A 24,132-nucleotide genomic window follows, 5' to 3' on the forward strand; every position below is an offset into this window, starting at 1 on the left:
CGGATGAGCAGGGCCCACGCGGGTGAGATCGCTCCCGGAGACGCTGTGCACGACCGTCCGCGACCCTGCGCACGGCACAATGTCCCCATGCGTGTCTCGGCGAAGGCTGACTATGCGGTACGGGCGTGCGCCGAGCTCGCGGCGTCCCCCCACGGCGACCCCGTGCGGGCGGAGGACCTCGCGGCCGGCCAGGGACTGCCCGTCTCCTTCCTCGAACGGATCCTCGGCGACCTGCGCCGCGCCGGCATCGTCGCCAGCGTCCGCGGCCGCTCCGGCGGCCACCGCCTCGCGCGCCCCGCGTCCGAGGTCACCCTCGCCGACGTCTTCCGCGCCGTCGACGGACCGCTCGTCACCGTGCGCGACGAGCGCCCGCCCAGCCTCGAGTACGAGGGCTCCGCCGCCGCGCTCCTCGAGGTCTGGGTCGCCCTCCGCGCGAGCGTCCGCGACGTGCTCGACCGCGTGACGATCGACGACGTCGTCCGCCGCGACCTCCCCGACGACGTCCACGCCCTCGCGGCCCGCGCCGACGCCTGGGAGAACCCCTGACCCGCTGAGCGGCGGTCGGTCCGCTCGGCTCGGGTCTCCTGCCCGCGGGGTCGGGTCCGCGGTGGGGTCGGACCGTGTGCTGGGACTGGCGCACCGTCACCCTGGTCTTTCGGGCGGGGGTTCTCGGAGTGCGCCTCTGACGTCCTGCGCACACGGTCCGACCCCACCGCTCGTCCTGTCCGTCGCCGCACGACCCGCGGCCCCGGTTCGGCGGTCAGGCTCGGCCTGGGCGGGCGGTCGTGCCGCACGGTGGCGGGAGGGTCTGGTCGAGATCCGAGAAGTGGCCCCTCCGGGCCGCGTTCTCAGGGCCATTTCTCGCATCTCGCCACCACGCGCGCGGCTCGCGGTGGCACGTGGTGACGTCCGCCGTGGGCCGCCGAGGGCGCGCCACCCTCCACGGCCATCCCGGCCACCCCGGCATCCCAGATCACCCCGGCCAGCCAGGACAGCCAGGACAGCCGCGCGGGCAGCATCGAGACGCATCTGACCTTTCCGACCTGCCGCGCGGGCAGAAGGCCGACGGGCTCCGGTCGCCGCGGCCGGTACACGCTGGTCGCGTGTCGGACGGCCCCGAGACGAGCCTGTTAACACTGGCCCACGATGTGGTCGACGCTTCACATACTGGACTCGTTCGATCAACCTTGTCGGGACACGTCGGGGCTGCCCCGGCCCATCCCGAGCACGGAGGACGCGGTGCGGACCCTCATCCTGCTGGCCCTCGTGGGTCTCGGCGCGCAGCTCGTCGACGGCAGCCTCGGCATGGCGTACGGCGTGACGTCGACGACGCTCCTGCTCGCGATCGGGACGAACCCCGCGGCGGCGTCGGCGACGATCCACCTCGCGGAGATCGGGACGACGCTCGCGTCGGGTGCGGCGCACTGGCGGTTCGGGAACGTGGACTGGAAGGTCGTCGTGCGGATCGGCGTCCCGGGCGCGATCGGCGCGTTCGCGGGCGCGACGTTCCTGTCGAACCTGTCGACGGAGCTCGCCGCGCCGGTCATGTCGCTGCTCCTCCTGGCGCTGGGCGTGTACGTGCTGTCGCGGTTCACGTTCGTCGGGCTGCCGAAGGGTCGGCAGGGCCTCCCTCTCCGCAAGCGGTTCCTCGCCCCGCTCGGTCTGGTCGCCGGCTTCGTCGACGCGACGGGCGGCGGCGGCTGGGGGCCGGTCGGGACGCCGGCGCTGCTCGCGTCGGGGCGCATCGAGCCGCGCAAGGTCATCGGGTCGATCGACACGAGCGAGTTCCTCGTCGCGGTCGCCGCGTCGCTCGGCTTCCTGTTCTCGCTCGGCTCGCAGGGCATCGACCTGCTGTGGGTCGCCGCGCTGCTGCTCGGCGGCCTGGTCGCGGCGCCGATCGCAGCCTGGCTGGTGCGGCTGCTGCCGCCCCGCATCCTGGGCTCCGCGGTGGGCGGCGTCATCGTCCTCACCAACGTCCGCACGCTGCTGCGCTCCGACTGGGTCGACGCGAACGGCGCGGTCCAGGGCGTCGTGCTGGGGCTCGTCGCCATCGTGTGGGCCGCAGCCGTCGCGTGGTCGGTCCGGGCCCACCGCCGCGCCGTCGCCCTCGAGGCCGCCGAGCCGCTCGAGGCCGCCGAGCCGCTCGAGGCCGCCGAGAGCCACGAACCCGCCGACCCGACCGCCCCCGTGGTGGCCGACGCCCCCGGCCCGCAGCCGGCACCCGCCCCCCGCTGACCCCACCCGACCCCGAGCCCGAGCCCGAGCCCGAGCATGCGGACGGTCCGTCCTGGTGTCAGGACGGGCAGCAACCGCATGCTCGACCTGCGACGACCTTCTCAGGCGCGAGCGTAGCGGCGCACGAACGCCGCGAGGATGCGGTGCGGCACCCAGACGTCGCCGCGACGGACGGTCGCTTCGACGTCGCCCGCCGTCTCGGGCGCGAAGTACCCGTAGTCCCGGTAGACGCCGATGCGCGTGAGGATCCCGTCCAGGTCGAGCTCGGGGTGGAACTGGGTCGCGTAGAGGTTCTGCTTGACCCGGAACATCTGGACCGGGCAGGCGTCCGACGTCGCGAGGAGCACCGCGTGCGACGGCAGCCGGGTCACGGCCTCCTTGTGCCCGACGTACGCCTCGAACGCGTCGGGCAGGTCGGCGAGGAGCGGGTCGGCCCGGCTTTCGGGCGTGAGCCGGATCGTCACGGGCGAGATCGGCTCGGCGAACGTGTCGTCGAGGACGGCGCCCTCGTGCAGCCCGAGCGTCCCGACGCCGTAGCAAGCGCCGAGGAACGGGACGTCGCGCTCGACGATCTCGTCCAGGAGCGGCGCGAGCTCCCGCTCGACGCGGCGCTGCGTCGGCGACTTGTCCCCCTCGGGCAAGGACGAGTCGAACGGGCTGCCGCCGACGATCACCCCCGAGTAGTCGTCGAGGTCGATCGCCGGCAGCGGCCCGGCCTCCATGCGGACGCGGTGCAGCGCTCCCGCGTCCAGCCCGGAGTAGCGGAGCACGGCCGCGTGCTCGCCGTCGGCGGCGGGGTCCTCCGCGCGCGACGCGAGCAGCAGGAACGGCCTCATGCCGACCACGCTAGGTGCGTCCTCGCGGCCTCGCCCGGGGTCGCCGCGCGGGACCGCGGTCGAGACCCGGAGCCCCGGTCGGGAACGGAACCCCCGGTCGGGACAGGGGTCGCCGCCGGGAACGGAACCTGCTCGGGACCGAAGTCGCAGCCGGACCGGACCCGCGGTCCGGATCGTCGAGCGTGCCGTCGAGGACCGCGCCGACGTCCCCGGCCCGGCGGCGCGCCCGACGGCGGCAGCGCGGCCGCAGGAGCCGGACGGTCACGACCGCGCGGGCCGTGAGGAGCGACGCGCGACGCCGGAGCACGCGTGCGGGGACGCGCTCAGGCACGGTCGTATGTGAGGACGGCGTTGCCGCCGTCGAACGTGGCGACGTCGGTCAGGTCGTAGGTCGTGGGCCGGAACGCGGTTCCACCGAACGCGCTCCGACCGGCGCCGGCGACGACGGGGTAGAGCTTGACGACGAGCCGGTCGATCTCGCCGCGGAGCGCGCCCGCGAGGACGCCGCCGCCCGCGAGGTAGATGTCGAGCGGGGAGTCCTCGGCCTTGAGCGCTCGCACGAGCCCGACCGGGTCGTCCCGCACGATCGTCACCGCCGGGTCGAGCTCGGGCTGCGACGTCGAGACGACGTACTGGCGCAGGTGCGCGTACGGGCTCGTGATCCCGAGCTCGAGCGCGGGCTCGTACGTCCGCCGGCCCATGACGATCGTGTCGAACGTGCGGTTGGGGGCGTCGTCGACGCCGAGCTGGCGGCGCCCGTGCGTGGGCAGGACGTCGGGGAACGTGTCGATCATGCGCGCGCTGTACGCGTCGGAGGAGGGGTAGAAGTCGACCTCGTCGTCCGGGCCCGAGAGGAAGCCGTCGATGGACAGGGCTACGAAGTAGGTGAGTCGTCTCATGGACCCAGCCTCGGATTCCACCGATTCGTCATCAATGACGCATGCTGGGTGGATCGTTCACCCGGTGTGAACGGTGCACGGAGACGGAGGCAGAGGTGGCCGCGTGGAGCTGAGGGACATCGAGATCTTCCTGACGCTCGCCGACGAGCTCCACTTCGGACGCACCGCCGAGCGGCTCCACGTCTCCCCCGCGCGCGTGAGCCAGGCGATCAGCCGGCAGGAGCGCCGCATGGGCACGACCTTGTTCGAGCGTACGAGCCGGCGCGTCGAGCTCACTCCGGTCGGTGCCCGCCTGCGCGACGACCTGCGCCAGGGCTACGAGCTCATCCAGTCCGGGATCGCGGCGGCCAGTCGCACGGGAGAGCGTCCGGCCGGCGTGCTGCGCGTCGCCGCGATGGGCATCGTCGGCCACGAGCTGCAGCCGGTGGTCGACGCGTTCGGGGAGCGGCACCCGGGATGCTCGGTGGAGCGCCGCGAGTTCCACTTCTCGGACCCCTTCGGGGCGCTGCGCGAAGGCGAGGCGGACCTGCAGGTGACGTGGTCCCCGGTCCGCGAGCCCGACGTCGTCGTGGGGCCGCGCGTGCTCACGGAGGGACGCGTCCTCGCCGTCGCGGCGGGGCACCCGCTCGCGGGCGAGGACGCGGTGTCGGTCGAGGTCCTCGGAGACCACGTCGTGCTCGAGCTCGGCGCGGGCGTCCCCACGTACTGGGAGGAGGCGATGGTGCCCCGCCGCACGCCGTCAGGCAGGCCGGTGCTGCGCGGCCCGGTCGCGCGCACGTTCCACGAGGTGCTGACCGTGGTCGCCGCGGGCGGGGCGGTCACCCCGCTCAACGCGCACGTGCGGCGGTACTACACGCACCCCGGCGTCGTGTACGTACCGATCGTCGACGTCCCCGACACCGAGTGGGTGCTCGTCTGGCTGCGGGACCGCGAGACCCCCGAGGTCCGCGGGTTCGCCGAGATCGCCCGCGAGCTGGGCTCGCGGGCGATCTGAGCCTCAGCTCCAGCGGAAGAGCCGGATGCCGAGAGGCAGCAGGACGGCCGTCCACACGGCCATGACGACCACCTGCACCGTCGGGAACCCGGACTCGAACCAGCCCGCGGTCATCGCCTGCGACGCGGCCCCGAGCGGCGTGAACTTCCCGATCTGGGCCACGGCCTCCGGCATGATCGGGCCGGGCGTCCACAGCCCCGAGAGGAACAGCAGCGGGAAGTAGACGAGCGTCCCGATCGCCGACGCCGTGCTCGCCTTGGGCACGCGCGCCGCGATGAGCGTGCCGAGCGAGTACATCGACGCGACGCCGAGCACGAACGCGAGCACGACCGTCCCCGCGTTCTGCGGGGCGACGAGCCCGAACACGAGCTGCCCGACGAGGAGCGCGACCGCCGACGCCACGACGACCGCGACGAGGTTGATGACGAGGTGCGCGACGACGATCCCCTGCGGCCGCATGGGCGTCGTGGACAGCCGCCGCAGCAGGCCCTTCTCGCGGAACGTCGCGAAGTAGACCGGCATCGTGGTCAGGGCGGGCGTCGCGATCGCGGCGGCGAGGACCACCGGGACGTACAGCGCGACGGGCGTGAGCCCGAGCCACGGCGGGGGCGCGTCCTCGATGGGGGTGCGCATCCCCGGGATCGCGAAGCCGACGCCGATCAGCAGGACGGTCGGGAACACGAGCGCGAAGAACACGGTGCCCGTGTCGCGCAGCCAGAGCCGCGACTCCGTCGCGAGCAGCACACCGAACCCGCGCCAGCCGCTGCTGCGGCGGGCGGGGGCGACGTCGGCGGTCAGGGTCGTGGCGGTCATCGGGACTCCCCTCGGGTCGGCCGGGCGACGGGCGCGTCCGGGTCGTAGGTGCGGCCGGTCACGGCGACGAACACGTCCTCGAGGGACCGGGAGACGGTCCGGACGTCGTCGGGCACGACCTCCTGCTCGGCGAGCGCGAGCACGACGGCGAGCAGCACCCGCCGCGTGCCGGTCACCTCGATCTCGCGTCCGGACGTCGGCACGACCTCGACACGCTCGACGTCCGCGAGGCCCGCGAGCGTGTGGAGGGTGAGGTCGTGGTCGGCCGGGGGGACGCGCAGGCGCACCGTGCGCGACGTGTCGACCGCGTCGATCAGCTCCGCGGGCGTGCCCTGCGCGACGATCCGGCCGTGGTCGATGATGACGAGCCGGTCGCACAGGCGCTCGGCCTCGTCCATGAAGTGCGTGACGAGCAGGATCGTCACCCCGCGGTCGCGCACGCGCTCCACGAGCTCCCAGGTGGCGCGGCGCGCGGCCGGGTCGAGGCCCGTCGTCAGCTCGTCGAGGATCGCGACGCGCGGGTTGCCCACCAGGGCGAGCGCGATCGACAGGCGCTGCTTCTGCCCGCCGGAGAGCTTGGCGAACGCGACGCGCCGGTGCTCGGCGAGGTCGAGGAGGTCGAGCAGCTCCTCCACGTCCGACGGCGACGCGTAGAACGACGCGAACAGACGCATCGCCTCCTCGACGGTGATCTTCTCGTTGAGCGCCGCCTCCTGGAGCTGCACCCCGACGGCGTCGCGCACGGCCGCCGGGTCCGTCTGCGGGTCGACGCCGAGCACGCGGACCGTGCCGCCGTCGGCCTTGCGCAGCCCGGCGAGGCACTCGACGGTGGTCGTCTTCCCGGCCCCGTTGGGTCCGAGGATGCCGAAGATCTCACCCGCCTCGACGCTGAAGCTCACGTCCTCGACGGCGACCTTGCGGGCGGCTGCGTCCCCCCGGCCCGTCGGCCCCGGGTAGGTCTTGCGCAGGTTGCGGACCTCGACGACGGGCGACGCGCCCGCCGACGGGCGGGTGGTCGGGGCGGGCGACGCGACGGTCGCGCCGCCGACGGGTGGTGGTGCGGGACTCATACTGACCTCCACGAGGGTGTGCGAGACCTCCGCACGGCGCGGGGCGCCGCCCGGTGGGCTCTCGGTGAACGGTGGGTGCGGTGCGCCCGGTCAGCCGCTCGCGCTCGCTGCGAACTCGACCGGTCGGATCGCGACGCCCCGCAGGACGACGCGCAGGAGCAGTGCGGCGAGCGCCACCCCGACGGCGCCGCCGAGGACGGCGAGCCAGACGGGGGTGCCGTCGAGACCGGCGACGCGCGCGAGCGCGTGGCCGAAGAAGCCGGAGCGGAGGAAGACCTCGGCGACCAGCACGGGCACGAGCGACGCGAGGACGAGGAGCACCCCGCGCAGGAACCCGAACCCGTAGAAGCCGGCGGCGACGACCATCCCGGCCAGGTAGTACACGACGCAGAAGATGCCCTCGACGAGGAGCACGAGGCCCACCTGGGAACCGTCGCCGTAGAGCTGCCCGAGCTCGGGCTCGGTCGCCCACCCCGCGTTCCGGAACAGCGACCACGCCCCCCACTTCACGAGCGCGCTCGCCATGCCGAACGTCAGGCCCGACACGACGGCGCCGATCCACAGCCCGTGCGTGTACGAGCGGCGTGTGCCGCCCGACGCGACGTGCACGGCGATCGTCATGAGCGGCAGGATGATGCCCATCACGAAGAGGAAGAACTTCGCCGAGCCGGCGACTCCCCCGACCGCCTCGATGCTCACGTCGTCGTTGCGGTGCATGATCCACAGGATGAGCGCCCCGACGGCGAGCGCGATCGCCCAGAACCAGACCCCGACGTACCAGGTGCCGACGACGTAGTACCAGGCGACGGCGTTGACGCCGCGCCGGTGGGCGGCGGACTCGAGGGCCCGGCGCTCGGCGCTGCGGTGGGTCGTGGCGGTCATCGCGCCTCCTCCGTCGCGTCGGTCCGCGACCCCGCCTCGCCGCGCCCGGCGCGGGTGAGGTGGACGAACAGGTCCTGGACGGGGACGGCGCCGACCTCGAGCCCGGCCTCCACCGCGGCGGCGCGCTCGTCGTCGGCGAACGTGCCGAAGAGCGTCACCTGGGCCGTGCCGCCGAGCCGCTGGCGCGCGAGCACCTCGCGGCCAGCGGCGTGCCGCTCGACCAGGTCGGCGGGGCCGGTGAGGCTGACGCCCCGGGCACGGACGTCGTCGGCGTTCTCGGCGAGCAGGACGCGCCCGCGGTCGATGATGACGACGTCCTCGAAGAGCCGCTCCACCTCGGTGATGAGGTGGCTCGACAGCAGGATCGTGCGCGGGTGCTCGGCGTAGTCGGCGACGAGAGCGTCGTAGAACGCGTACCGGCTCGGGGCGTCCATGCCGAGGTAGACCTCGTCGAAGATCGTCAGCGGCGCGCGCGCCGCCAGGCCGATCACCGCGCCGAGCGCGGAGCGCTTGCCGCGCGACATCTCGGCGGGCTTCTTGCGGACGTCCACCTCGAGCTCGTCGAGCAGGCGCGCGGCGAGGTCGGCGTCCCAGTGCGGGCGCAGGTCGGCGTAGTACTCGAGCGTGTCGCGGGCCTTGTCGGTCTCCCACACGTCGCCGCTCTCGCGGACGAGCTGGGTGTGCATGGTCGCCCACACGTTCTCGAACGGGTCCTCGAGCTCGCCCTCCGGTCCGACGCGCACCGTCCCGGCCGTGGGTCGGCGGAACGCCGCGAGCAGGGCGGCGAGCGTCGTCTTGCCCGCGCCGTTGCGGCCCAGCAGGCCGGTGATGACGCCGGGCCGGATCGTGAGCGTCGCGCCGTCGAGCGCGGGGACCTCGTCGCCGCGGGAGTAGCGCACGACGACGTCGCGCACCTCGGCGGCGAACGGCGCCGGGGGCGGTGTCGAGGTCCGGGCGACCGGGTCCTGGTCGGTGGGGTGGCTGGCGGGCCGGGCGGTCACGGGTCTCACCTCGGGGTGGGGTCGGTGGTCGGGCCAGTGCTCTGGTCGCCGGGCGTGCCGGCGGGGCGCGGCCGGCCGAGGACGTAGTCCACGATCTCGGCCGTCGGGATGTCGAGGAGGTCGGCCTGGGCGAGCGCCGGCGCGAGGATCTCGTCGAAGAACCGGGCGCGGTGGTCGGCGAGCAGCCGCTCCCGCGCTCCGGGGGCGACGAACATACCGAGGCCGCGCCGCTTGTAGAGGACGCCCTCGTCGACGAGGCCGGCGAACGCCTTCGCGGCCGTCGCCGGGTTGATGCGGAACGTGGTCGCGAACTGCGTGGTCGACATGACCTGCTCCTCCTCCGCGAGCTCGCCCGCGAGCACCTGCGCCCGGATCATCTGCGCGATCTGGAGGTAGATGGGTTCCGGTCCGTCGAACATGGGCCCCATCCTCTCCCGCCTCGCGTCTTCTGCGGTTCATTACTCAACTAATGAACCATAGATGTTGTGGTCGCGCAACCCTCTCCGTGCGACCTTCCGTGCCGCCGGCGTTGCCCGAAGGGGCGGTCAGTGGTGCGCGAACGCCGGCCCGCACCGCGAGGCCCGCGTGAGCCTCACGGCCCACGATGGGTGCATGGACACGCCGAGGAGGGTGTCGGCCGAAGACCCGAGGACGGGACACCGTCGCCACGAGCCCGAGAGGCGCGCGACGGCAGCGCCCGCGACCGGGCCCCCGCACGACCTCGGATCCCTTCAGCACGTCGTCGGCAACCAGGCCGTCCTCGGTCTCCTCGGCCAACCATCACCCGCCGTGCAGCGATCGCCGCGCAGCTGGGCCGGAGACGCGACCGTGGCCACGATCGGAACCTACGACGGATCGCGTGCGTACTGGATGCCGGTGCGCGACCTCGTCGCGCACTACGCAGGGCTTCGCGGCGACGACCTGCAGCAGCGGGACGCGACCCTCGTCGCACTGGCCCAGGCCGTCGCCGCATGGCGTGCCAACCAGGCGAGGAACTGGTGGCTCTCCGACCTCGACACGTTGAAGGCGACCGCCCTTGGCACTCTCGATCGCCTGATCAAGGACGAGCACGACGACATCCGTGCCGCACAGCAGCCTCCGCAGCTGCCGCGCACCAGTGCCCCCACCGGTATCCGCGGTCGCGCCGGATCGGCCACGACCAGCTTCGAGGCCGCGCTCGAGAACACACCCCCGTGGACGGAGCTCGGGTTGATCCAGGCCGTCATGCCGACCGACGTGGACGAGCTCCGTGACCAGACAAAGTGCCGGGTCCGCGCGGCCGGCGGCGTCCTCTCGACGCACGACGGCCGGTTCAGGATCGACACCGGTGGGACGACGGAGCGCTACGTCCTGTGCATGGAGGGCGTCACGCCCGTCCTGTACGCCAGCCAGGCGTTGACCGACGCCGACTCCCTGCGTGCGGGCCACCAGGCGATGTCCGAGTACCCGCTCCTCTCCTCGCACGCCCAGATCAGCGGGACGGTCGTGGGAGCGGGGGACTTCTCCGCGACGGGCGGTCGCATCACCGCGATCACGAACCAGAGCGGGACCTGGAGGCCGGACGGCAAGCACCTCGCCGCGGTGCTGAAGCTCCTCGTCCGGTCCGGGATCGTCGACGAGGACGCCTTCGTCACCCAGAGCGTGCCGGTCAAGCTCTTCGTCAGCAAGCCGGACGGTTACGACGTGGACGGTGGCGAGCTCGTCTCGATCCTCGGCAGAGCGCTCAGCGGGAAGCTGACCTGAGCGACCCCGTCACCGCACCGACGCTCAGCTCCCGCGCAGCGTCGCGAGCTCGCCCAGATCCGTCGCCCAGGAGCATGTCCACCAGGGCCTCGCGGTGGGATCCTGGAACGATCCGGCGTCCGCGGCGGGTCACGCCCTCCGGCCGCCGGCGGTCACGAAGGAGTGAGACGACGATGGTCACCATTCGGCGCGGGTTCTCCAGCTTCTCGGCGGACGACCTCGACGCAGCGCGCGATTTCTACGGAGGAACCCTCGGGCTCCCCGTCACGGCACTCGACGACGGGGGTGGTCTGGTGCTGCACCTCGGCGGCGGCTCGGACGTGTTCGTGTACCCGAAGGAGGACCATCGGCCGGCCGCCTTCACCGTCATGCACCTCACCGTCGACGACGTGGACCAGGTCGTCGACGAGCTCACCGCGAAGGGCGTGACGTTCGAGCGCTACGAAGGGTTCGACCAGGACGACAAGGGCATCGTGCGCGGCTTCATGGAGGGCGGCGACGGGGCCTGGTTCACCGACCCGGCCGGCAACATCGTCGGCCTCGCCGACGGCGAGAACATGGCACGCATGGTCGAGGGCTGAGCCCCGGACCTTCTACCGCGAGGTGGAGCCCTGGTCGATGACCAGGGCTCCACCTCGCGGTACCAGGGCTCTACCTCGGGTGACCGGGGCCCTACTTCGCGAGGGCCGGGGTGAACGCCGCGCGGACGGCGTCGAGGTCCTGGGCGACGAGCTCGGCGAGCTGCACCGCGTTGAGCGCGGCGCCCTTGCGGAGGTTGTCGTTCGACACGAAGAGCACGAGGCCGCGGCCGTCGGGGACGGACTGGTCGGTGCGGATGCGGCCGACGAACGACGGGTCCTGGCCCGCGGCCTCGAGCGGGTTCGGGACGTCGGCGAGCGCGACGCCCGGCGCCGCGGCGAGGATCTCGCGCGCCCGCTCAGGCGACAGGGCCGCACCGAACTCCGCGTGGATCGCGAGCGAGTGGCCGGTGAACACCGGCACGCGCACGCACGTCCCCGCAACCGCGAGCGACGGCAGGCCGAGGATCTTGCGCGACTCGTTGCGGAGCTTCTTCTCCTCGTCCGTCTCCGCCTGCCCGTCGTCGACGATCGACCCGGCGATCGGGACGACGTTGAACGCGACGTTGCGCGGGAAGACCGCGGGCTCCGGGAAGGCGACCGCGCCGCCGTCGTGCACGAGCCCGACGAGCCCGGCGCCCGTGCCGTCGGCCGCGGCGCCCGCGACGGCCTGGGCGCGCAGCTCCTCCGCGCCGGCGAGCCCGGCGCCGGACACGGCCTGGTACGTCGCGACGATCAGGCGCTCCAGCCCGGCCTCGTCCGCGAGCGGCTTGAGGACGGGCATGGCGGCCATGGTCGTGCAGTTCGGGTTGGCGATGATCCCCTTGCGGGCCTCGCGGAGCGCACCCGGGTTCACCTCGGAGACGACGAGCGGGACGTCCGGGTCCATGCGCCACGCGGACGAGTTGTCGATGACGACGGCGCCCGCCGCGGCGAAGCGCTCGGCCTGCGCCTTCGAGGTCGCGCCGCCCGCGGAGAAGAGGGCGACGTCGATCCCGCGCAGGTCGTCGGTCGACGTCGCGGCGACGTCCTCCACGACGACGTCGGTCCCGCGCCACGGGAGCGACGACCCGGCGGAGCGCGCCGACGCGAAGTAGCGGATGCTCGCGACGGGGAGGTCGCGCTCCTCGAGGAGGCGGCGCATGACGGCGCCCACCTGGCCGGTCGCGCCGACGACGGCGACGTTCAGGCCCTGACGGTTCTCGGTGGTCATGTCCAGTCCTCTCAGCGGCCGGTGCCGGCGTAGACGACGGCCTCGCCGTCGGCGGCGTCGAGCTCGAACGCGGTGTGCACGGCGCGCACCGCGTCGTCGAGCGAGTCCTCGCGGGTCACGACGGAGATGCGGATCTCCGAGGTGGAGATCATCTCGATGTTGATGCCCGCGTCGCGCAGCGCCCCGAAGAGCTTCGCGGAGACGCCCGGGTGCGACTTCATGCCCGCGCCGACGAGCGAGAGCTTGCCGATCTGGTCGTCGAACTGCAGCGAGTCGAACCCGATCTCGCCCTGCAGCGCGGACAGCGCCGACATCGCGGCCGGCCCGTCGCCCTCGGGCAGCGAGAACGAGATGTCGGTCAGGCCCGTGCGGGCGGCCGACACGTTCTGCACGATCATGTCGATGTTCACGCCCGAGCCGGCGACGACCTCGAAGATGCGCGCGGCCGTCCCGGGGACGTCGGGCACCCCGACGACGGTGATCTTGGCCTCGCTGCGGTCGTGCGCGACGCCGGAGATGATCGGGTCTTCCATGACGGTCTCCTCGGGAAGGTCTGCAGAGCTGGGGGCGGCGCCGACGGCCGGCTGCGGCGCGGAGTAGGCGTCCGCGCTGACGAACGTGCCGTCCTTGCCGCTGAACGACGAGCGCACGTGGATCGGCACGCCGTACCGGCGGCCGTACTCGACGCAGCGCAGCGCGAGGACCTTGGCCCCGCTCGCCGCCATCTCGAGCATCTCCTCGTACGTGATGCGGTCGATCTTGCGCGCGCTCGGGACGATGCGCGGGTCGGCCGTGAAGATGCCGTCCACGTCCGTGTAGATCTCGCACACGTCGGCGTCGAGGCCGGCGGCGAGCGCGACTGCGGTCGTGTCCGACCCGCCGCGGCCGAGCGTCGTCACGTCGTTCGTCGACTGCGTGACGCCCTGGAAGCCCGCGACGATCGCGACCTGGCCGCGCTCGATCGTCTCCCGGATGCGGTGCGGGACGACGTCGACGATGCGCGCCTTGCCGTGCACGGCGTCGGTGATGACGCCCGCCTGCTGGCCCGTGAACGACTTCGCCTTGACGCCCAGGCTGTTGATCGCCATCGCGAGCAGCGACATCGAGATGCGCTCGCCCGCGGTGAGGAGGATGTCCATCTCGCGCTGCGGCGGGAGGGGGGTGACCTGCTGCGCGAGGTCGATGAGCTCGTCCGTCGTGTCGCCCATCGCCGAGACCACGACGACGACGTCGTGCCCGGCCCTCTTGGTCTGCGCGATGCGCTTGGCCACGCGCTTGATGCTCTCGGCGTCGGATACCGACGAACCGCCGTACTTCTGCACGACAAGTGCCACGTGCTGCTCCGTCTGTCGCCGGCCTCCGTCTCTCTCAACGGCCCGCCGGGTGCTTGTGGGTCGATCGATGATACGCACGCGTCCCGCGGTCCGGCCAAGCCCGTCCCGCCATGCGGGCCCGGGCGGCGCGGCATCAGCCCGCGCGGTGGCTCCGGTCGAGGGGCGCGGTCACCCGCCGGAGCGCGGGCATGGGGAGCGCGACCGGCGGCGCGGACGCGTCCTCCGAGGGCGCACCCCGCCCGACGCCCCGCCCGACGCCCCGCTCGCCCGGGCCGGCGACGACGACGTAGGCGAGGCCGACGACGAGGGCGCCGCCGACGAGGTTGCCGAGGCCGACCCAGGTGAGGTTGCGGGCGAAGTCGGTCCACGTCGTCGGGCCCAGGTCGCCGAGGAGGCCGAGCGAGAAGGTCGTCATGTTGGCGACGACGTGCTCGAAGCCGGAGGCGATGAACGCGAGGATCGCCCAGAACAGGACGATCGCCCGGCCCGCCTCGGAGCGCAGGCGACCGCAGGCCCAGATCGCGGCGCACACGAGGAGGTTGCACAGCACGCCGCGGAAGAAGAGCTCGCCGCCGGTCTCGTGGGCCTTCGCGCGCAGCATCGACGCGACCATCTCGCCCGCGGCCGCGTTGGAGTGCAGCACCCCGGCCTTCGTGACGGCGAACGCGAAGAGCATCGAGCCGGCGAGGTTGCCGAAGAGGCACAGGCCGAGCGTGAGGACGGCGTCGCGCACCCGGACGGCGCGCGTCGCGACGCCCTGGGCGAGGATCATCATGGCGGACGTCGCGAGCTCGGCCCCGGCGAACACGACGAGGGTCAGCGCCGCGGCGAACACGCCCCCGGCGACCAGCCGCTCCCCCGGCGACCCGGCCGCGAGGAAGGGCCCGGCCGTCGCGACCATGAGGACCACCCCGACGCCGATGTACGCGCCCGCGAGCATCGCGGCGACGAGGTAGCGCGCCGGGCGTCTCGCCGAGCCGACCTTCTTCCGGGCCGCCTCCGACTGGGTGGACAACGCCTGGGCGAGGGTCTGCACGACCTCGATCCTCGCCGTCGGCCGCCGCGCCCGACCAGGGCCCGTGGTCGCGACCCTCCGGGACCGAAGGACCGGAACCACGGGACCGGCCCGCGGGCCCGACCCGAGCGCCGCCGTCAGGCAGTTGCCGCCTCCACGTGCCGGTCGACGCCCCGGGCCTCGGCGTCGGTGGCGCCCGCCGCGCGGGCCTCCTCCGCGGGCCCCGGGAGGCTCCCGAGCGGCGACGGGCGCGGGTCGAGCACCGCGGTGACGATCGCCTCGATGGCGAACTCGCTCGCCTCGCCGAGGTCGACCTGCGTGGGGTCGAGGAGCCACTGGACCTGGAGGCCGTCCATGACGGCGAGGATCGATGCCGACGCGTGCCGGACGCTCGCGGGGACCGCGACGCCCCGCTCCGCGCACAGCGCCTCGAACGCCTCGACGGCCTCGCCGCGCAGCGTGCGGTACCGGCCCTCGAAGAAGGCGCGCGCGGGGTGGTCGTCGGTCACGGACTCGGCGGACAGCACGGCGTACGTCTGCACGATCCCGGCGCGCTGCGCGTTGAGGAACGCGGTGCGGACCAGGTGGCGGAACATGTCGAGGCCGCCCGGGATGTGCTGCCCGTCGAGGCCGGCGACGTCGCTCTCGTCGCGGTAGCGCAGCACCTCGAGGAGGAGGTGGTCCTTGGACCCGAAGTGGTGCAGGATCCCGGCGTGGGTCATGTCGACCTGCTCCGCGATCTCCGCGAGGGGGCCGTTGTGGTAGCCCTTGCTCCCGAAGGTCGCCATGGCGGCCTTGAGGATCTCCTCGCGGCGCCGGAGGGTCTCCTCCCGCACGCGGGGGCGCCGCCTGCTCGTGGTCATCGCCTCGTCACTTCCTCGTCGTGGTGCCCGGTGCGCCACGGTCGGCGCCGACGTCGGCGCCCCGGCACCGAGCACGTCCTCGATCCGTCGCCGTCCGGGGTGATCCTACGCACGCGGCGGCGCCGCCGAGCCACGCTCAGGGCAAAGATCACGGTGAGATATCGATCTGACCTGCGGAAACGCGGCTTCTTGCCAACTTACTGACTGCACGGTAAGTTCTCCGCTCGACAGACGACTCGACGACGAGGAGCACGTACGTGACATCGCAGTCCCTCGCGGGAGAGCGCGACCCCGCGGAGCTCGACGCCCTGCGCACCCGTGCACAGGGGCTGCCCCTCCGCGAGAAGGTCCGCCTCCTCACCGGCCGGTCCATGTGGCGCCTGCACGCCCAGGACGAGCTCGGGCTGCGCCCCGTCGTCATGTCCGACGGCCCCGTCGGGGTCCGCGGCACGAGCGAGGTCGAGGGCGAGACCTCGCTCCTCTTCCCGTCCCCCAGCGCGATCGGCGCGACGTGGGACCGGGCCGTCGCGCACGAGACCGGGCAGGCGTTCGCCCGCGAGGCGCGCACGCACGGCGTCGACGTCGTCCTCGCGCCCCAGGTCAACATCCAGCGCACGCCCGTCGGCGGCCGGCACTTCGAGTGCTACTCCGAGGACCCCTACCTCACCGCGCAGATCGGCACCGGCGTCGTGCGCGGCCTCCAGGACCAGGGCGTCGCGGCGTGCGTCAAGCACTACGTCGCCAACGACTCCGAGACCCAGCGCACGTCGTACGTGTCGCACGTCGACCCCCGCGTCCTGCGCGAGGTCTACCTCGCGCCGTTCGAGGACGCGGTCGCGGCGGGCGCGTGGTCCGTCATGGCGGCCTACAACCAGGTGGACGACGGCGTGGAGTCGGGTCCCATGACCGGGCACCGGCACCTGCTCACGGACGTCCTCAAGGACGAGGTCGGGTTCGACGGCGCCGTGGTCTCCGACTGGGTCGCGACGCGCACGACCGAGCTCTCCGCGAACGGCGGCCTCGACGTCGTCATGCCCGGCCCCGGCGGCCCGTGGGAGGACGCCCTCGTCCGCGCGGTCGAGGAGGGCCGCGTCCCCGAGAGCGAGATCGACGACAAGGTCGCGCGCGTCCTCCTGCTCGCCCGCCGCGTCGGCGCGCTCGACGAGCCCGCCCGCCCCGTCACGCACGACGGCGACCTGCGCGCCCTGGTGCGCCGGACCGCCGCCGCGGGCACGGTCGTCCTGCGCTCGGACGCCGAGAACCCCGTCTGGGACCGCCCCGCGCCGCGCTCGATCGCGCTCGTCGGCCCCAACGCCGTGCGCCCGCACGTGCTGGGCGGCGGCAGCTCGACCGTGAACCCTGCGCACGTCGTCACGCCCGCCGAGGGCCTGGCCGCGCGCTGGCCCGACGCCACGCTCACCGTGGCCCGCGGCGGCGACGCCCGCCGGTACGCCCCCCGGCTCGACGTGGAGGGGCGCAGCGCCGACGGCGCCGCGGTGACCGTGACCTGGCTCGACGCCGAGGGCACGACGCTCCGCACGTCCGTCCTGCCCCGCTGGGACGGGTTCCTGCGGGACCTGCCCGCCGAGGTCGACACCGTCGTGCTGGACGTCGACGTCCTCCTCGACGAGCCCGGCGACCACGTGCTCGAGGTCGGCACGGTCCCGGGCCACACGATCGAGATCGACGGCGTCGTCGTCGCGAAGGACGACCGACGCTCGGGGGTCGAGGTCATCCTCGACTCCTCGATCAACAACCCGGCGGGCGTCCCCGCGACCGTGCACGTCGACGCGCCGCGCCGCGTGCGGGTCCGCGCGTCGCTCCTCGTCACCCGCGCCCAGGGCTACGGGAACCTCGTCCGCGCGGAGCTGCGCCACCGCGTCCCCGCGCCGAGCGCCGAGCAGGAGATCGCCGACGCCGCCCGGGCCGCCCGCGCGGCCGACCTGACCGTCGTCGTCGTGGGCACGAACGAGGAGGTCGAGTCCGAGGGCTGGGACCGCACGTCGCTCGCGCTGCCCGGCCGTCAGGACGAGCTCGTCGAGCGCGTCCTCGACGCCGACCCGGACGCGGTCGTCGTCGTGAACGCGGGCGCCCCCGTGCTGCTCCCCTGGCTCGACCGCGCGCGCACCGTGCTGTGGGTCTGGTTCCCCGGCCAGGAGGCCGGGCACTCGATCGCCGACGTGCTCGCGGGCGACGTCGAGCCGGCGGGCCGCCTCCCCTGGACGCTCCCGGCCACCGAGGCCGACGTCCCCGTCCCGCACGCGGTCCCCGACCAGGGGGTCGTCGAGTACGCCGACGGCGTCCACGTCGGGTACCGCGCGTGGGAGCGCTCGGGCGCCGTCCCCGCCGCACCCTTCGGGCACGGGCTCGGCTGGACGACGTGGTCGTACGACGCGTGCGGCGAGCCCGGTCACGTGCCCGCCCGCACTCCCGACGGCGACGTGACCCTCACGGTCCGCGTCACCAACACCGGGTCCCGCGACGGCCGCGAGGTCGTCCAGGTCTACGTCGAACCCCCGGTCGCGCCCGCGTCGGCCCCGGTCGCCGAGCGCGACCGTCCGGTCCGCTGGCTCGGCGGGTTCGCCGTCGTCGACGTCGCCGCGGGGGCCTCCGCCGACGTCACCGTGACCGTCCCCCGCCGTCAGCTCGAGGTGTGGGACACCGACAGCGGACGCTGGCACCTCCCGGCCGGGACCTACCGGCTCCGGGTGGGGCGTTCCGTCCACGACCTCCGCCTGGACACCGCGGTCCGGGTGCAGGAGAGCACCACCGAACAGGAGTAGCCGGACCGCGGTCCACCCCGGGCGACCCAGCGCCCACGCAGTTCTCACGCGGTACCCACGCGGTACTCGCGACACGCGCTCCACCGCCCCGGCACCGCGCCGGGGACGAAGTTCCCTCGAAGGAGAGAGATTCATGAGGTTGAAGGCCTCCGCGATCGCCCTCGGCATCGCGACAGCACTCGTGCTGACCGGCTGCTCGTCGTCCGGCGGCAACGACGACGACAGCACGACCAGCTCCGGCGAGGGTGCCGCCCTCACCATCGCCAAGCCGGACGGCGCGATCGCGACCGAGTCGAACAACCCCTGGATCGGCGACTCGTCCGCGCTCAAGCTCGGCTACGTCAACGCGATCTACGAGCCCGTCGGCATCGTCAACGTGGTCAACCCGTCGGACGAGGTCCGCCCGTGGCTGGCGTCCGAGATCACGTGGTCCGAGGACTACACGTCGGTGACGCTCACGACCCGCGAGGGCGTGAAGTGGAGCGACGGCGAGGACCTCACGGCCGACGACATCGCGTACTCGTACCAGATCCTCGTCGACACGCCCGAGCTCAACACCGCGGCGCTCGACATCCAGGACGTCACCGTGGACGGCGACACGGTCACCGTCACGTTCGGCACGCCGATGTTCGCCAAGCAGGACAAGGTGCTGCACCGGTTCGTCGTGCCGAAGCACGTGTGGGAGGGCGTCGCCGACCCGACGACCGAGACGAACCCCGACCCCGTCGGCACCGGCCCGTACACCCTGACGAGCTTCAGCACGGAGAGCGTCCAGCTCGACGCGCGCGACGACTACTGGGGCGGCGAGCTCGCGGTCCCGACGCTGTACTACGTGTCCTACAACGACAACAGCGCCCTGACGACGGCGCTCGCCAACGGCGACGCGGACTGGGCGCAGGCGTTCCTCCCGAACGTGCAGTCGGCCTTCGTCGACAAGGACCCGGAGCACAACGTGTACTGGGCCCCCGCGGGCCTCGGCATCGACGCGATGTTCGTCAACACGACCAAGAAGCCGTTCGACGACGTGGCGTTCCGCCAGGCCGTCAACATGGTCATCGACCGCGAGCAGCACCAGCAGATCGCCCGCGAGAGCGGCGTCCCGCTGCTCACCTCCGTCACGGGCCTGCCGACCCCGGCCGGCGACCCGTTCATCTCGGACGAGTTCGTGGGCGAGGAGTACGAGGTCGACGTCGACGGCGCCAAGAAGGTCCTCACCGACGCCGGGTACACGTTCGACGGCGACACCCTGGTCGACCCCGACGGCGAGCCCGTCACCTTCCAGCTCAGCGTCCCCCAGGGCTGGAACGACTACGTCACCGGCATCAGCCTCATCGCCGAGTCGGTCAAGGCGATCGGCGTCGAGGCGTCGGTCGACACGCCCGACTCCGACTCGTGGTGGGCCGCCAAGGGCACGGGCGACTTCGACGCGATCCTGCACTGGACCGAGACGGGCGCGACGCCGTACGACATCTACAGCGACACGATGGACGCCCGCTGGCTCAAGCCGGTCGGTGAGGCCGCGGACTACAACTTCGGCCGCTTCGACAGCCCGGAGGCCACGGCCGCCCTCGACGCGTACCTCGCGGCGACGACGGACGAGGACCGCGCGACGGCCATCGCCGAGGCGCAGAAGATCTTCGTGGACCAGGTCCCGGTCATGCCGATCGGCACGCGCCCGTTCATCACGGAGTTCAACACGCGCAACTACGTCGGCTGGCCGAGCGACGACGACCCGTACATCAACGCGGACCCGACGCAGCCGACCGCGGTGCTCATCCTCACCCAGCTCGAGCCGGCCGAGTGAGGTCACCGGGGCCCGCGCGGCGCACGCCGCGCGGGCCTCGGTGCGGTCCAGCCCCCCGCACAGAAACAGGTAGGACGAGTGAACACCGAACCTCTGCTGACCGTCTCGCACTTCAGCGTGGTCTACGACGTCGACCCGCCCGTCGAGGCCGTCAGCGACGTCTCCCTCACGCTGCGCCGCGGGGAGATCCTGGGCCTGGCCGGCGAGTCCGGCTGCGGCAAGACGTCGCTCGCGTACGGCATCCAGCGGCTGCTCAAGCCGCCGGCCGTCATCCCCTCGGGATCGGCGATCTTCCACGACGAGTCGGGCGAGGACGTCGACCTCAACGCGCTCGACGACGACGCGATGCGCCGGTTCCGCTGGGACAAGGCGTCGATGGTGTTCCAGGGGGCGATGAACGCGCTCAACCCGGTCGCCACCGTCGGCAAGCAGCTCGGCGACGTGTTCGAGACGCACCGCCCCCGTATGAGCAAGGCCGAGCGGACCGAGGAGAGCGCCCAGCTCCTCGACCTCGTCGGCGTGGGGCGCGACCGGCTGCGCTCCTACCCGCACGAGCTCTCCGGCGGCATGCGCCAGCGCGTCATGATCGCCATGGCCCTCGCGCTCAAGCCGCAGCTCATGATCATGGACGAGCCGACGACGGCGCTCGACGTCCTCGTGCAGCGCGAGATCCTCCAGCAGATCTCGGACCTGCGGAAGCAGTTCGGCTTCTCGGTCATCTTCATCACGCACGACCTCCCGCTGCTGCTCGAGATCTCCGACCGGATCGCGGTCATGCGCCAGGGCCGGATCGTCGAGCTCGACACCGCGGCGAACATCTACCACCACGCCCGGCACGAGTACACCCGCACGCTCCTCGGCTCGTTCCCGAGCCTCACCGGCGAGCGGGGCGGGTTCGTGCGCGGCCGGTCGGAGCCCGCGGCCACGGCCGCGAGCACGGCCACGACCTTCGCAGGAGGCCAGGCCCGATGACCACCCTCGAGTTCTCGCACGTCAGCAAGAAGTACAAGGTCCGGGGTTCGGGCGACCTGCTGGCGCTCGACGACGTCAGCTTCACGCTCACCTCGGGGCGCACGGTCGCGCTCGTCGGGCAGAGCGGCAGCGGCAAGTCGACGATCGCGAAGATCCTCACGCAGCTCGAGCGCGCCACGTCCGGCGAGATCCTGCTCGACGGCGCCCCCATCCCCCGCCGGGGACGGGCCCTGCGCCGCTACCGGCAGCAGATCCGCATGGTCTTCCAGGACCCGTTCGCGTCGCTCAACCCGTACCACACGATCCGCCACCACCTCGAGCGGCCGCTGCGCCTCGACCACGTGGTCCCGAAGGACGCGGTCGACGCGGAGGTGCACCGGCTCCTCGACCGCGTCCACCTGGACGGCGGGGTCGTGGACCGTCGCCCGCACGAGCTGTCCGGCGGGCAGCGCCAGCGCGTCGCGATCGCGCGCGCCCTCGCGTCGCGCCCGTCGCTGCTCATCGCCGACGAGCCGGTCTCGATGCTCGACGTGTCGATCCGCCTCGGCGTCCTCAACCTCCTCGCCGAGCTCCAGCGCGAGGCGAACCTCGGGGTCCTCTACATCACGCACGACCTGGCGACCGCGCGCCACTTCAGCGACGAGATCATGGTCCTGCACCACGGCAAGGTCGTGGAGCACGGGCCGGCCGACGACGTGATCCTCGAGCCCCAGCACCCCTACACCCGCGCGCTACGCGATGCCTCGCCCAACCCGGAGGTCCACTTCTCCGGCACCGGCCCCGCATCGTCGAGGAGCTGATCCCGTTGCGATTCTTCGCCCGCCGCACCGCCTTCTACCTGTTCACCGCCTGGGCGGCGATCACGATCAACTTCTTCCTGCCCCGCATGATGAAGGGCGACCCGGTCTCCGCGTACCTCGCGAAGAACCAGGGGAAGATCAGCCCCGAGGCGGCCGAGTCGCTGCGCACCCTCTTCGGGCTCGACGACGGCCGGTCGCTCTTCCAGCAGTACGTCGACTACTGGGGCCTCATGCTCAGCGGCGACCTCGGTCGCTCGTTCTCCAAGGGGCTCGCCCCCGTGGGCGACGTGATCGCCGCCGCCCTGCCGTGGACGCTCGGGCTCGTCGGTATCGCGACGATCCTCAGCTTCTTCCTCGGCAGCGGCCTCGGCGCGATCATCGGCTGGCGCCGCGGGAGCAAGGCCGACGCGATCGTGCCCATCTCGACGTTCTTCTCGACCGTCCCGTACTTCTGGATGGGCCTCATCGCCATCGCGGTCTTCTCGAGCATGCTCGGCTGGTTCCCGGCGTCGCACGCGTACAGCAAGGGCGCGTCGCCCGAGTGGTCGTGGGAGTTCGCCCGGGACGTGATCCAGCACGGCACGCTGCCCGCCCTGACCATCGTCGTCGCGTCGCTGGGCGGCTGGGTGCTCGGGATGCGGAACATGATGATCACCGTCCTCGACGAGGACTACGTGACGGTGGCCCAGGCCAAGGGCCTCCCGCCCCGCAAGGTGCTCACGCGCTACGCGTCGCGCAACGCGGTGCTGCCGCAGCTCTCGAGCTTCGCGCTGTCCCTCGGCTTCATCGTGGGCGGCACGCTCGTCATGGAGCTCGTCTTCTCCTACCCCGGGGTGGGCAAGCTGCTGCTCGACGCCACCAACGCGAAGGACTACCCGCTGATGCAGGGACTCTTCCTCGTCATCACGCTCTCGGTCCTCGTCGCGAACATCCTGGCGGACGTCGCCTACGCCGCCCTCGACCCGCGCACGCGTCAGACGGAGGCCTGAGCCATGACGTCCACCACCACGACCGCGACGAGCGAGGCCACCGCGCCCGCGACCCCGACAGCCGCCTCGGGCGGCTCCTCCGGACGCGGCCTCGCGAGCCGCGCCGGGGCCTCGTTCGCGATGTTCCGCAACGGCAAGTCGCTCACCGGCCTGATCATCCTCGGCGTGTTCACGCTCGTCGCGATCTTCGGCGACCTCCTCGCGCCCTACGGGCCGCTCGAGAAGGACTTCACCGCGCTCAAGCAGCCGCCGTCCGCGCAGCACCTGCTCGGCACGACGCACATGGGCGAGGACGTCCTCAGCCAGATCATCTACGGCACGCGGGGCGTGCTGGTCGTCGGGTTCGTCTCCGGCATCATCGCGACGCTCGTCGCGGTGATCGTCGGGGTGACCGCCGGGTACATCGCGGGCTGGCGCAGCGAGTCGCTCTCGGCGCTCACGAACGTGTTCCTCGTGCTCCCGGGCCTTCCGCTCATGATCATCGTGGCGTCGCAGCAGGAGAACCCGAGCCTCCTGCTCGTCTCCACGGTGCTCGCGATCACGGGCTGGGCCTGGGGCGCGCGCGTCCTGCGGGCGCAGACCCTGTCGCTGCGGAACCGGGACTTCATCCAGGCGGCGCGGGCGAACGGCGAGCCGATCCACCGCATCATCGCCGTCGAGATGCTGCCGAACCTCACCGCGATCATCGCGTCGAGCTTCGTCGGCACGGTGACCGCGGCGGTCCTCGGCCTGACTACGCTCGCCTTCATCGGGGTCATCCCCATCACGAACCTCAACTGGGGCACGATCCTCTTCTGGGCTCAGCAGAACGGCGCGTTCCCCGACTACTGGTGGTGGTACGTCCCCGCCGGCCTGTGCATCGCGCTGCTCGGCATGGCCCTGTCGCTCATCAACTTCGGGATCGACGAGTACGTGAACCCGCGCCTGCGGTCGGCCGGCGAGCGGGCGCGCGCCCTGCGCAAGAAGGGCTACAAGGCCTCGAGCGGGATCACGACGGTCGCCGACCGCCCCGACCTGCTCGAGGGCAGCGTCACCCCGCCCCCGCCCGACTCCCCGCACGTCGACGTCCCGGGAGCACCGGTGCACGGCGACGACATCGGCGCGGTGACGGAGGCCGACCAGGCGACGGCCGGCCCGGACGTGATCCCGGTCGGCCGGCCGGAGCGCTCCGCCTAGCAGGCGCCGCACAGACGGGTGAGGGGCCGCACCACGGCCCCTCACCGGCAGACGGTCCCGGCACGGGGCGCCGTCCGCGCCACGCCCCTGGTGCGGACGGCACGCCTCCACCCGTGCCGGGACCGTTCTTGT

At 72.8% G+C, this 24,132-nt stretch carries 22 protein-coding genes; 11 read left to right on the forward strand and 11 right to left on the reverse strand.

What is annotated here, in order from left to right; translation table 11 throughout:
• The first annotated feature begins 87 nt into the window (after nucleotides 1–87).
• Nucleotides 88–546 (forward strand): RrF2 family transcriptional regulator, encoded by a 459-nt coding sequence (locus ACZ402_RS17195; RefSeq protein ID WP_047232267.1) that lies wholly within the window; start codon nucleotides 88–90, stop codon nucleotides 544–546.
• A gap of 693 nt (nucleotides 547–1,239) precedes the next feature.
• Nucleotides 1,240–2,235 (forward strand): sulfite exporter TauE/SafE family protein, encoded by a 996-nt coding sequence (locus tag ACZ402_RS17200; protein ID WP_375825853.1) that lies wholly within the window; start codon nucleotides 1,240–1,242, stop codon nucleotides 2,233–2,235.
• A gap of 101 nt (nucleotides 2,236–2,336) precedes the next feature.
• Here ACZ402_RS17200 and ACZ402_RS17205 read toward each other — a convergent pair whose 3' ends face one another.
• The gene (locus ACZ402_RS17205) at nucleotides 2,337–3,071 is read right to left on the reverse strand and encodes a glutamine amidotransferase (RefSeq protein ID WP_375825854.1); all 735 of its coding nucleotides are present in this window, start codon (nucleotides 3,069–3,071) and stop codon (nucleotides 2,337–2,339) included.
• Between the two features lie 323 nt (nucleotides 3,072–3,394).
• Nucleotides 3,395–3,970 (reverse strand): dihydrofolate reductase family protein, encoded by a 576-nt coding sequence (locus ACZ402_RS17210; RefSeq protein ID WP_375825855.1) that lies wholly within the window; start codon nucleotides 3,968–3,970, stop codon nucleotides 3,395–3,397.
• Between the two features lie 103 nt (nucleotides 3,971–4,073).
• On the opposite strand from ACZ402_RS17210, the gene ACZ402_RS17215 reads away from it, so the two are divergent.
• Nucleotides 4,074–4,964, forward strand: a complete 891-nt coding sequence (locus ACZ402_RS17215) for a LysR family transcriptional regulator (protein ID WP_375825856.1) — start codon at nucleotides 4,074–4,076, stop codon at nucleotides 4,962–4,964.
• A 3-nt stretch (nucleotides 4,965–4,967) separates the two neighbouring features.
• Here ACZ402_RS17215 and ACZ402_RS17220 read toward each other — a convergent pair whose 3' ends face one another.
• The 5 genes from ACZ402_RS17220 to ACZ402_RS17240 form a co-directional block, all read right to left on the reverse strand.
• Entirely contained in the window at nucleotides 4,968–5,777 is an 810-nt protein-coding gene (locus ACZ402_RS17220) for an ABC transporter permease (RefSeq protein WP_375825857.1), read from the reverse strand.
• Nucleotides 5,774–6,847 carry an ATP-binding cassette domain-containing protein gene (locus ACZ402_RS17225; RefSeq protein ID WP_375825858.1) on the reverse strand — a complete coding sequence of 358 codons (1,074 nt, stop codon included), beginning with the start codon at nucleotides 6,845–6,847 and terminating at the stop codon, nucleotides 5,774–5,776. The genes ACZ402_RS17220 and ACZ402_RS17225 overlap by 4 nt, the downstream gene beginning before the upstream one ends.
• A 90-nt stretch (nucleotides 6,848–6,937) precedes the next feature.
• Complete coding sequence (locus ACZ402_RS17230; protein WP_375825859.1) at nucleotides 6,938–7,729, reverse strand: hypothetical protein; 792 nt, start codon at nucleotides 7,727–7,729, stop codon at nucleotides 6,938–6,940.
• Nucleotides 7,726–8,730, reverse strand: coding sequence for an ATP-binding cassette domain-containing protein (locus ACZ402_RS17235; RefSeq protein WP_375825860.1), 1,005 nt, complete (start codon nucleotides 8,728–8,730; stop codon nucleotides 7,726–7,728). The genes ACZ402_RS17230 and ACZ402_RS17235 overlap by 4 nt, the downstream gene beginning before the upstream one ends.
• A gap of 5 nt (nucleotides 8,731–8,735) precedes the next feature.
• Nucleotides 8,736–9,149 (reverse strand): GntR family transcriptional regulator, encoded by a 414-nt coding sequence (locus ACZ402_RS17240; RefSeq protein WP_375825862.1) that lies wholly within the window; start codon nucleotides 9,147–9,149, stop codon nucleotides 8,736–8,738.
• Between the two features lie 409 nt (nucleotides 9,150–9,558).
• Between ACZ402_RS17240 and ACZ402_RS17245 the strand changes: the two genes are divergently transcribed.
• The gene (locus ACZ402_RS17245) at nucleotides 9,559–10,473 is read left to right on the forward strand and encodes a hypothetical protein (RefSeq protein ID WP_375825863.1); all 915 of its coding nucleotides are present in this window, start codon (nucleotides 9,559–9,561) and stop codon (nucleotides 10,471–10,473) included.
• 173 nt (nucleotides 10,474–10,646) lie between these two features.
• On the forward strand, nucleotides 10,647–11,054 hold the full coding sequence (locus ACZ402_RS17250; protein WP_375825865.1) for a VOC family protein: 408 nt from the start codon (nucleotides 10,647–10,649) through the stop codon (nucleotides 11,052–11,054).
• A gap of 91 nt (nucleotides 11,055–11,145) precedes the next feature.
• Here the strand turns inward: ACZ402_RS17250 and ACZ402_RS17255 are convergent, their stop codons facing one another.
• The 4 genes from ACZ402_RS17255 to ACZ402_RS17270 form a co-directional block, all read right to left on the reverse strand.
• Complete coding sequence (locus ACZ402_RS17255; protein WP_375825866.1) at nucleotides 11,146–12,264, reverse strand: aspartate-semialdehyde dehydrogenase; 1,119 nt, start codon at nucleotides 12,262–12,264, stop codon at nucleotides 11,146–11,148.
• 11 nt (nucleotides 12,265–12,275) lie between these two features.
• The gene (locus tag ACZ402_RS17260) at nucleotides 12,276–13,598 is read right to left on the reverse strand and encodes an aspartate kinase (protein ID WP_253053958.1); all 1,323 of its coding nucleotides are present in this window, start codon (nucleotides 13,596–13,598) and stop codon (nucleotides 12,276–12,278) included.
• A gap of 133 nt (nucleotides 13,599–13,731) precedes the next feature.
• Nucleotides 13,732–14,634, reverse strand: coding sequence for a formate/nitrite transporter family protein (locus ACZ402_RS17265; protein ID WP_375825867.1), 903 nt, complete (start codon nucleotides 14,632–14,634; stop codon nucleotides 13,732–13,734).
• Nucleotides 14,635–14,750: 116 nt separating this feature from the next.
• Nucleotides 14,751–15,476: a TetR/AcrR family transcriptional regulator gene (locus ACZ402_RS17270; protein WP_375825868.1), complete on the reverse strand. Its 726-nt coding sequence runs from the start codon at nucleotides 15,474–15,476 to the stop codon at nucleotides 14,751–14,753.
• A 257-nt stretch (nucleotides 15,477–15,733) separates the two neighbouring features.
• Between ACZ402_RS17270 and ACZ402_RS17275 the strand changes: the two genes are divergently transcribed.
• From ACZ402_RS17275 to ACZ402_RS17300, 6 genes are all read left to right on the forward strand, one after another.
• Complete coding sequence (locus tag ACZ402_RS17275; RefSeq protein ID WP_375825869.1) at nucleotides 15,734–18,259, forward strand: beta-glucosidase family protein; 2,526 nt, start codon at nucleotides 15,734–15,736, stop codon at nucleotides 18,257–18,259.
• Between the two features lie 133 nt (nucleotides 18,260–18,392).
• Nucleotides 18,393–20,063, forward strand: a complete 1,671-nt coding sequence (locus ACZ402_RS17280; RefSeq protein ID WP_375825870.1) for an ABC transporter substrate-binding protein — start codon at nucleotides 18,393–18,395, stop codon at nucleotides 20,061–20,063.
• A gap of 78 nt (nucleotides 20,064–20,141) precedes the next feature.
• Nucleotides 20,142–21,035, forward strand: a complete 894-nt coding sequence (locus tag ACZ402_RS17285; RefSeq protein ID WP_375825871.1) for an ABC transporter ATP-binding protein — start codon at nucleotides 20,142–20,144, stop codon at nucleotides 21,033–21,035.
• Nucleotides 21,032–21,835 carry an ABC transporter ATP-binding protein gene (locus ACZ402_RS17290; protein ID WP_375825873.1) on the forward strand — a complete coding sequence of 268 codons (804 nt, stop codon included), beginning with the start codon at nucleotides 21,032–21,034 and terminating at the stop codon, nucleotides 21,833–21,835. The genes ACZ402_RS17285 and ACZ402_RS17290 overlap by 4 nt, the downstream gene beginning before the upstream one ends.
• A gap of 5 nt (nucleotides 21,836–21,840) precedes the next feature.
• Entirely contained in the window at nucleotides 21,841–22,824 is a 984-nt protein-coding gene (locus ACZ402_RS17295) for an ABC transporter permease (RefSeq protein ID WP_375825875.1), read from the forward strand.
• Between the two features lie 3 nt (nucleotides 22,825–22,827).
• Nucleotides 22,828–24,000: an ABC transporter permease gene (locus ACZ402_RS17300; protein ID WP_375825876.1), complete on the forward strand. Its 1,173-nt coding sequence runs from the start codon at nucleotides 22,828–22,830 to the stop codon at nucleotides 23,998–24,000.
• Nucleotides 24,001–24,132 lie beyond the last annotated feature (132 nt).

The organism is Cellulosimicrobium sp. NPDC030954 (genome assembly GCF_055571305.1).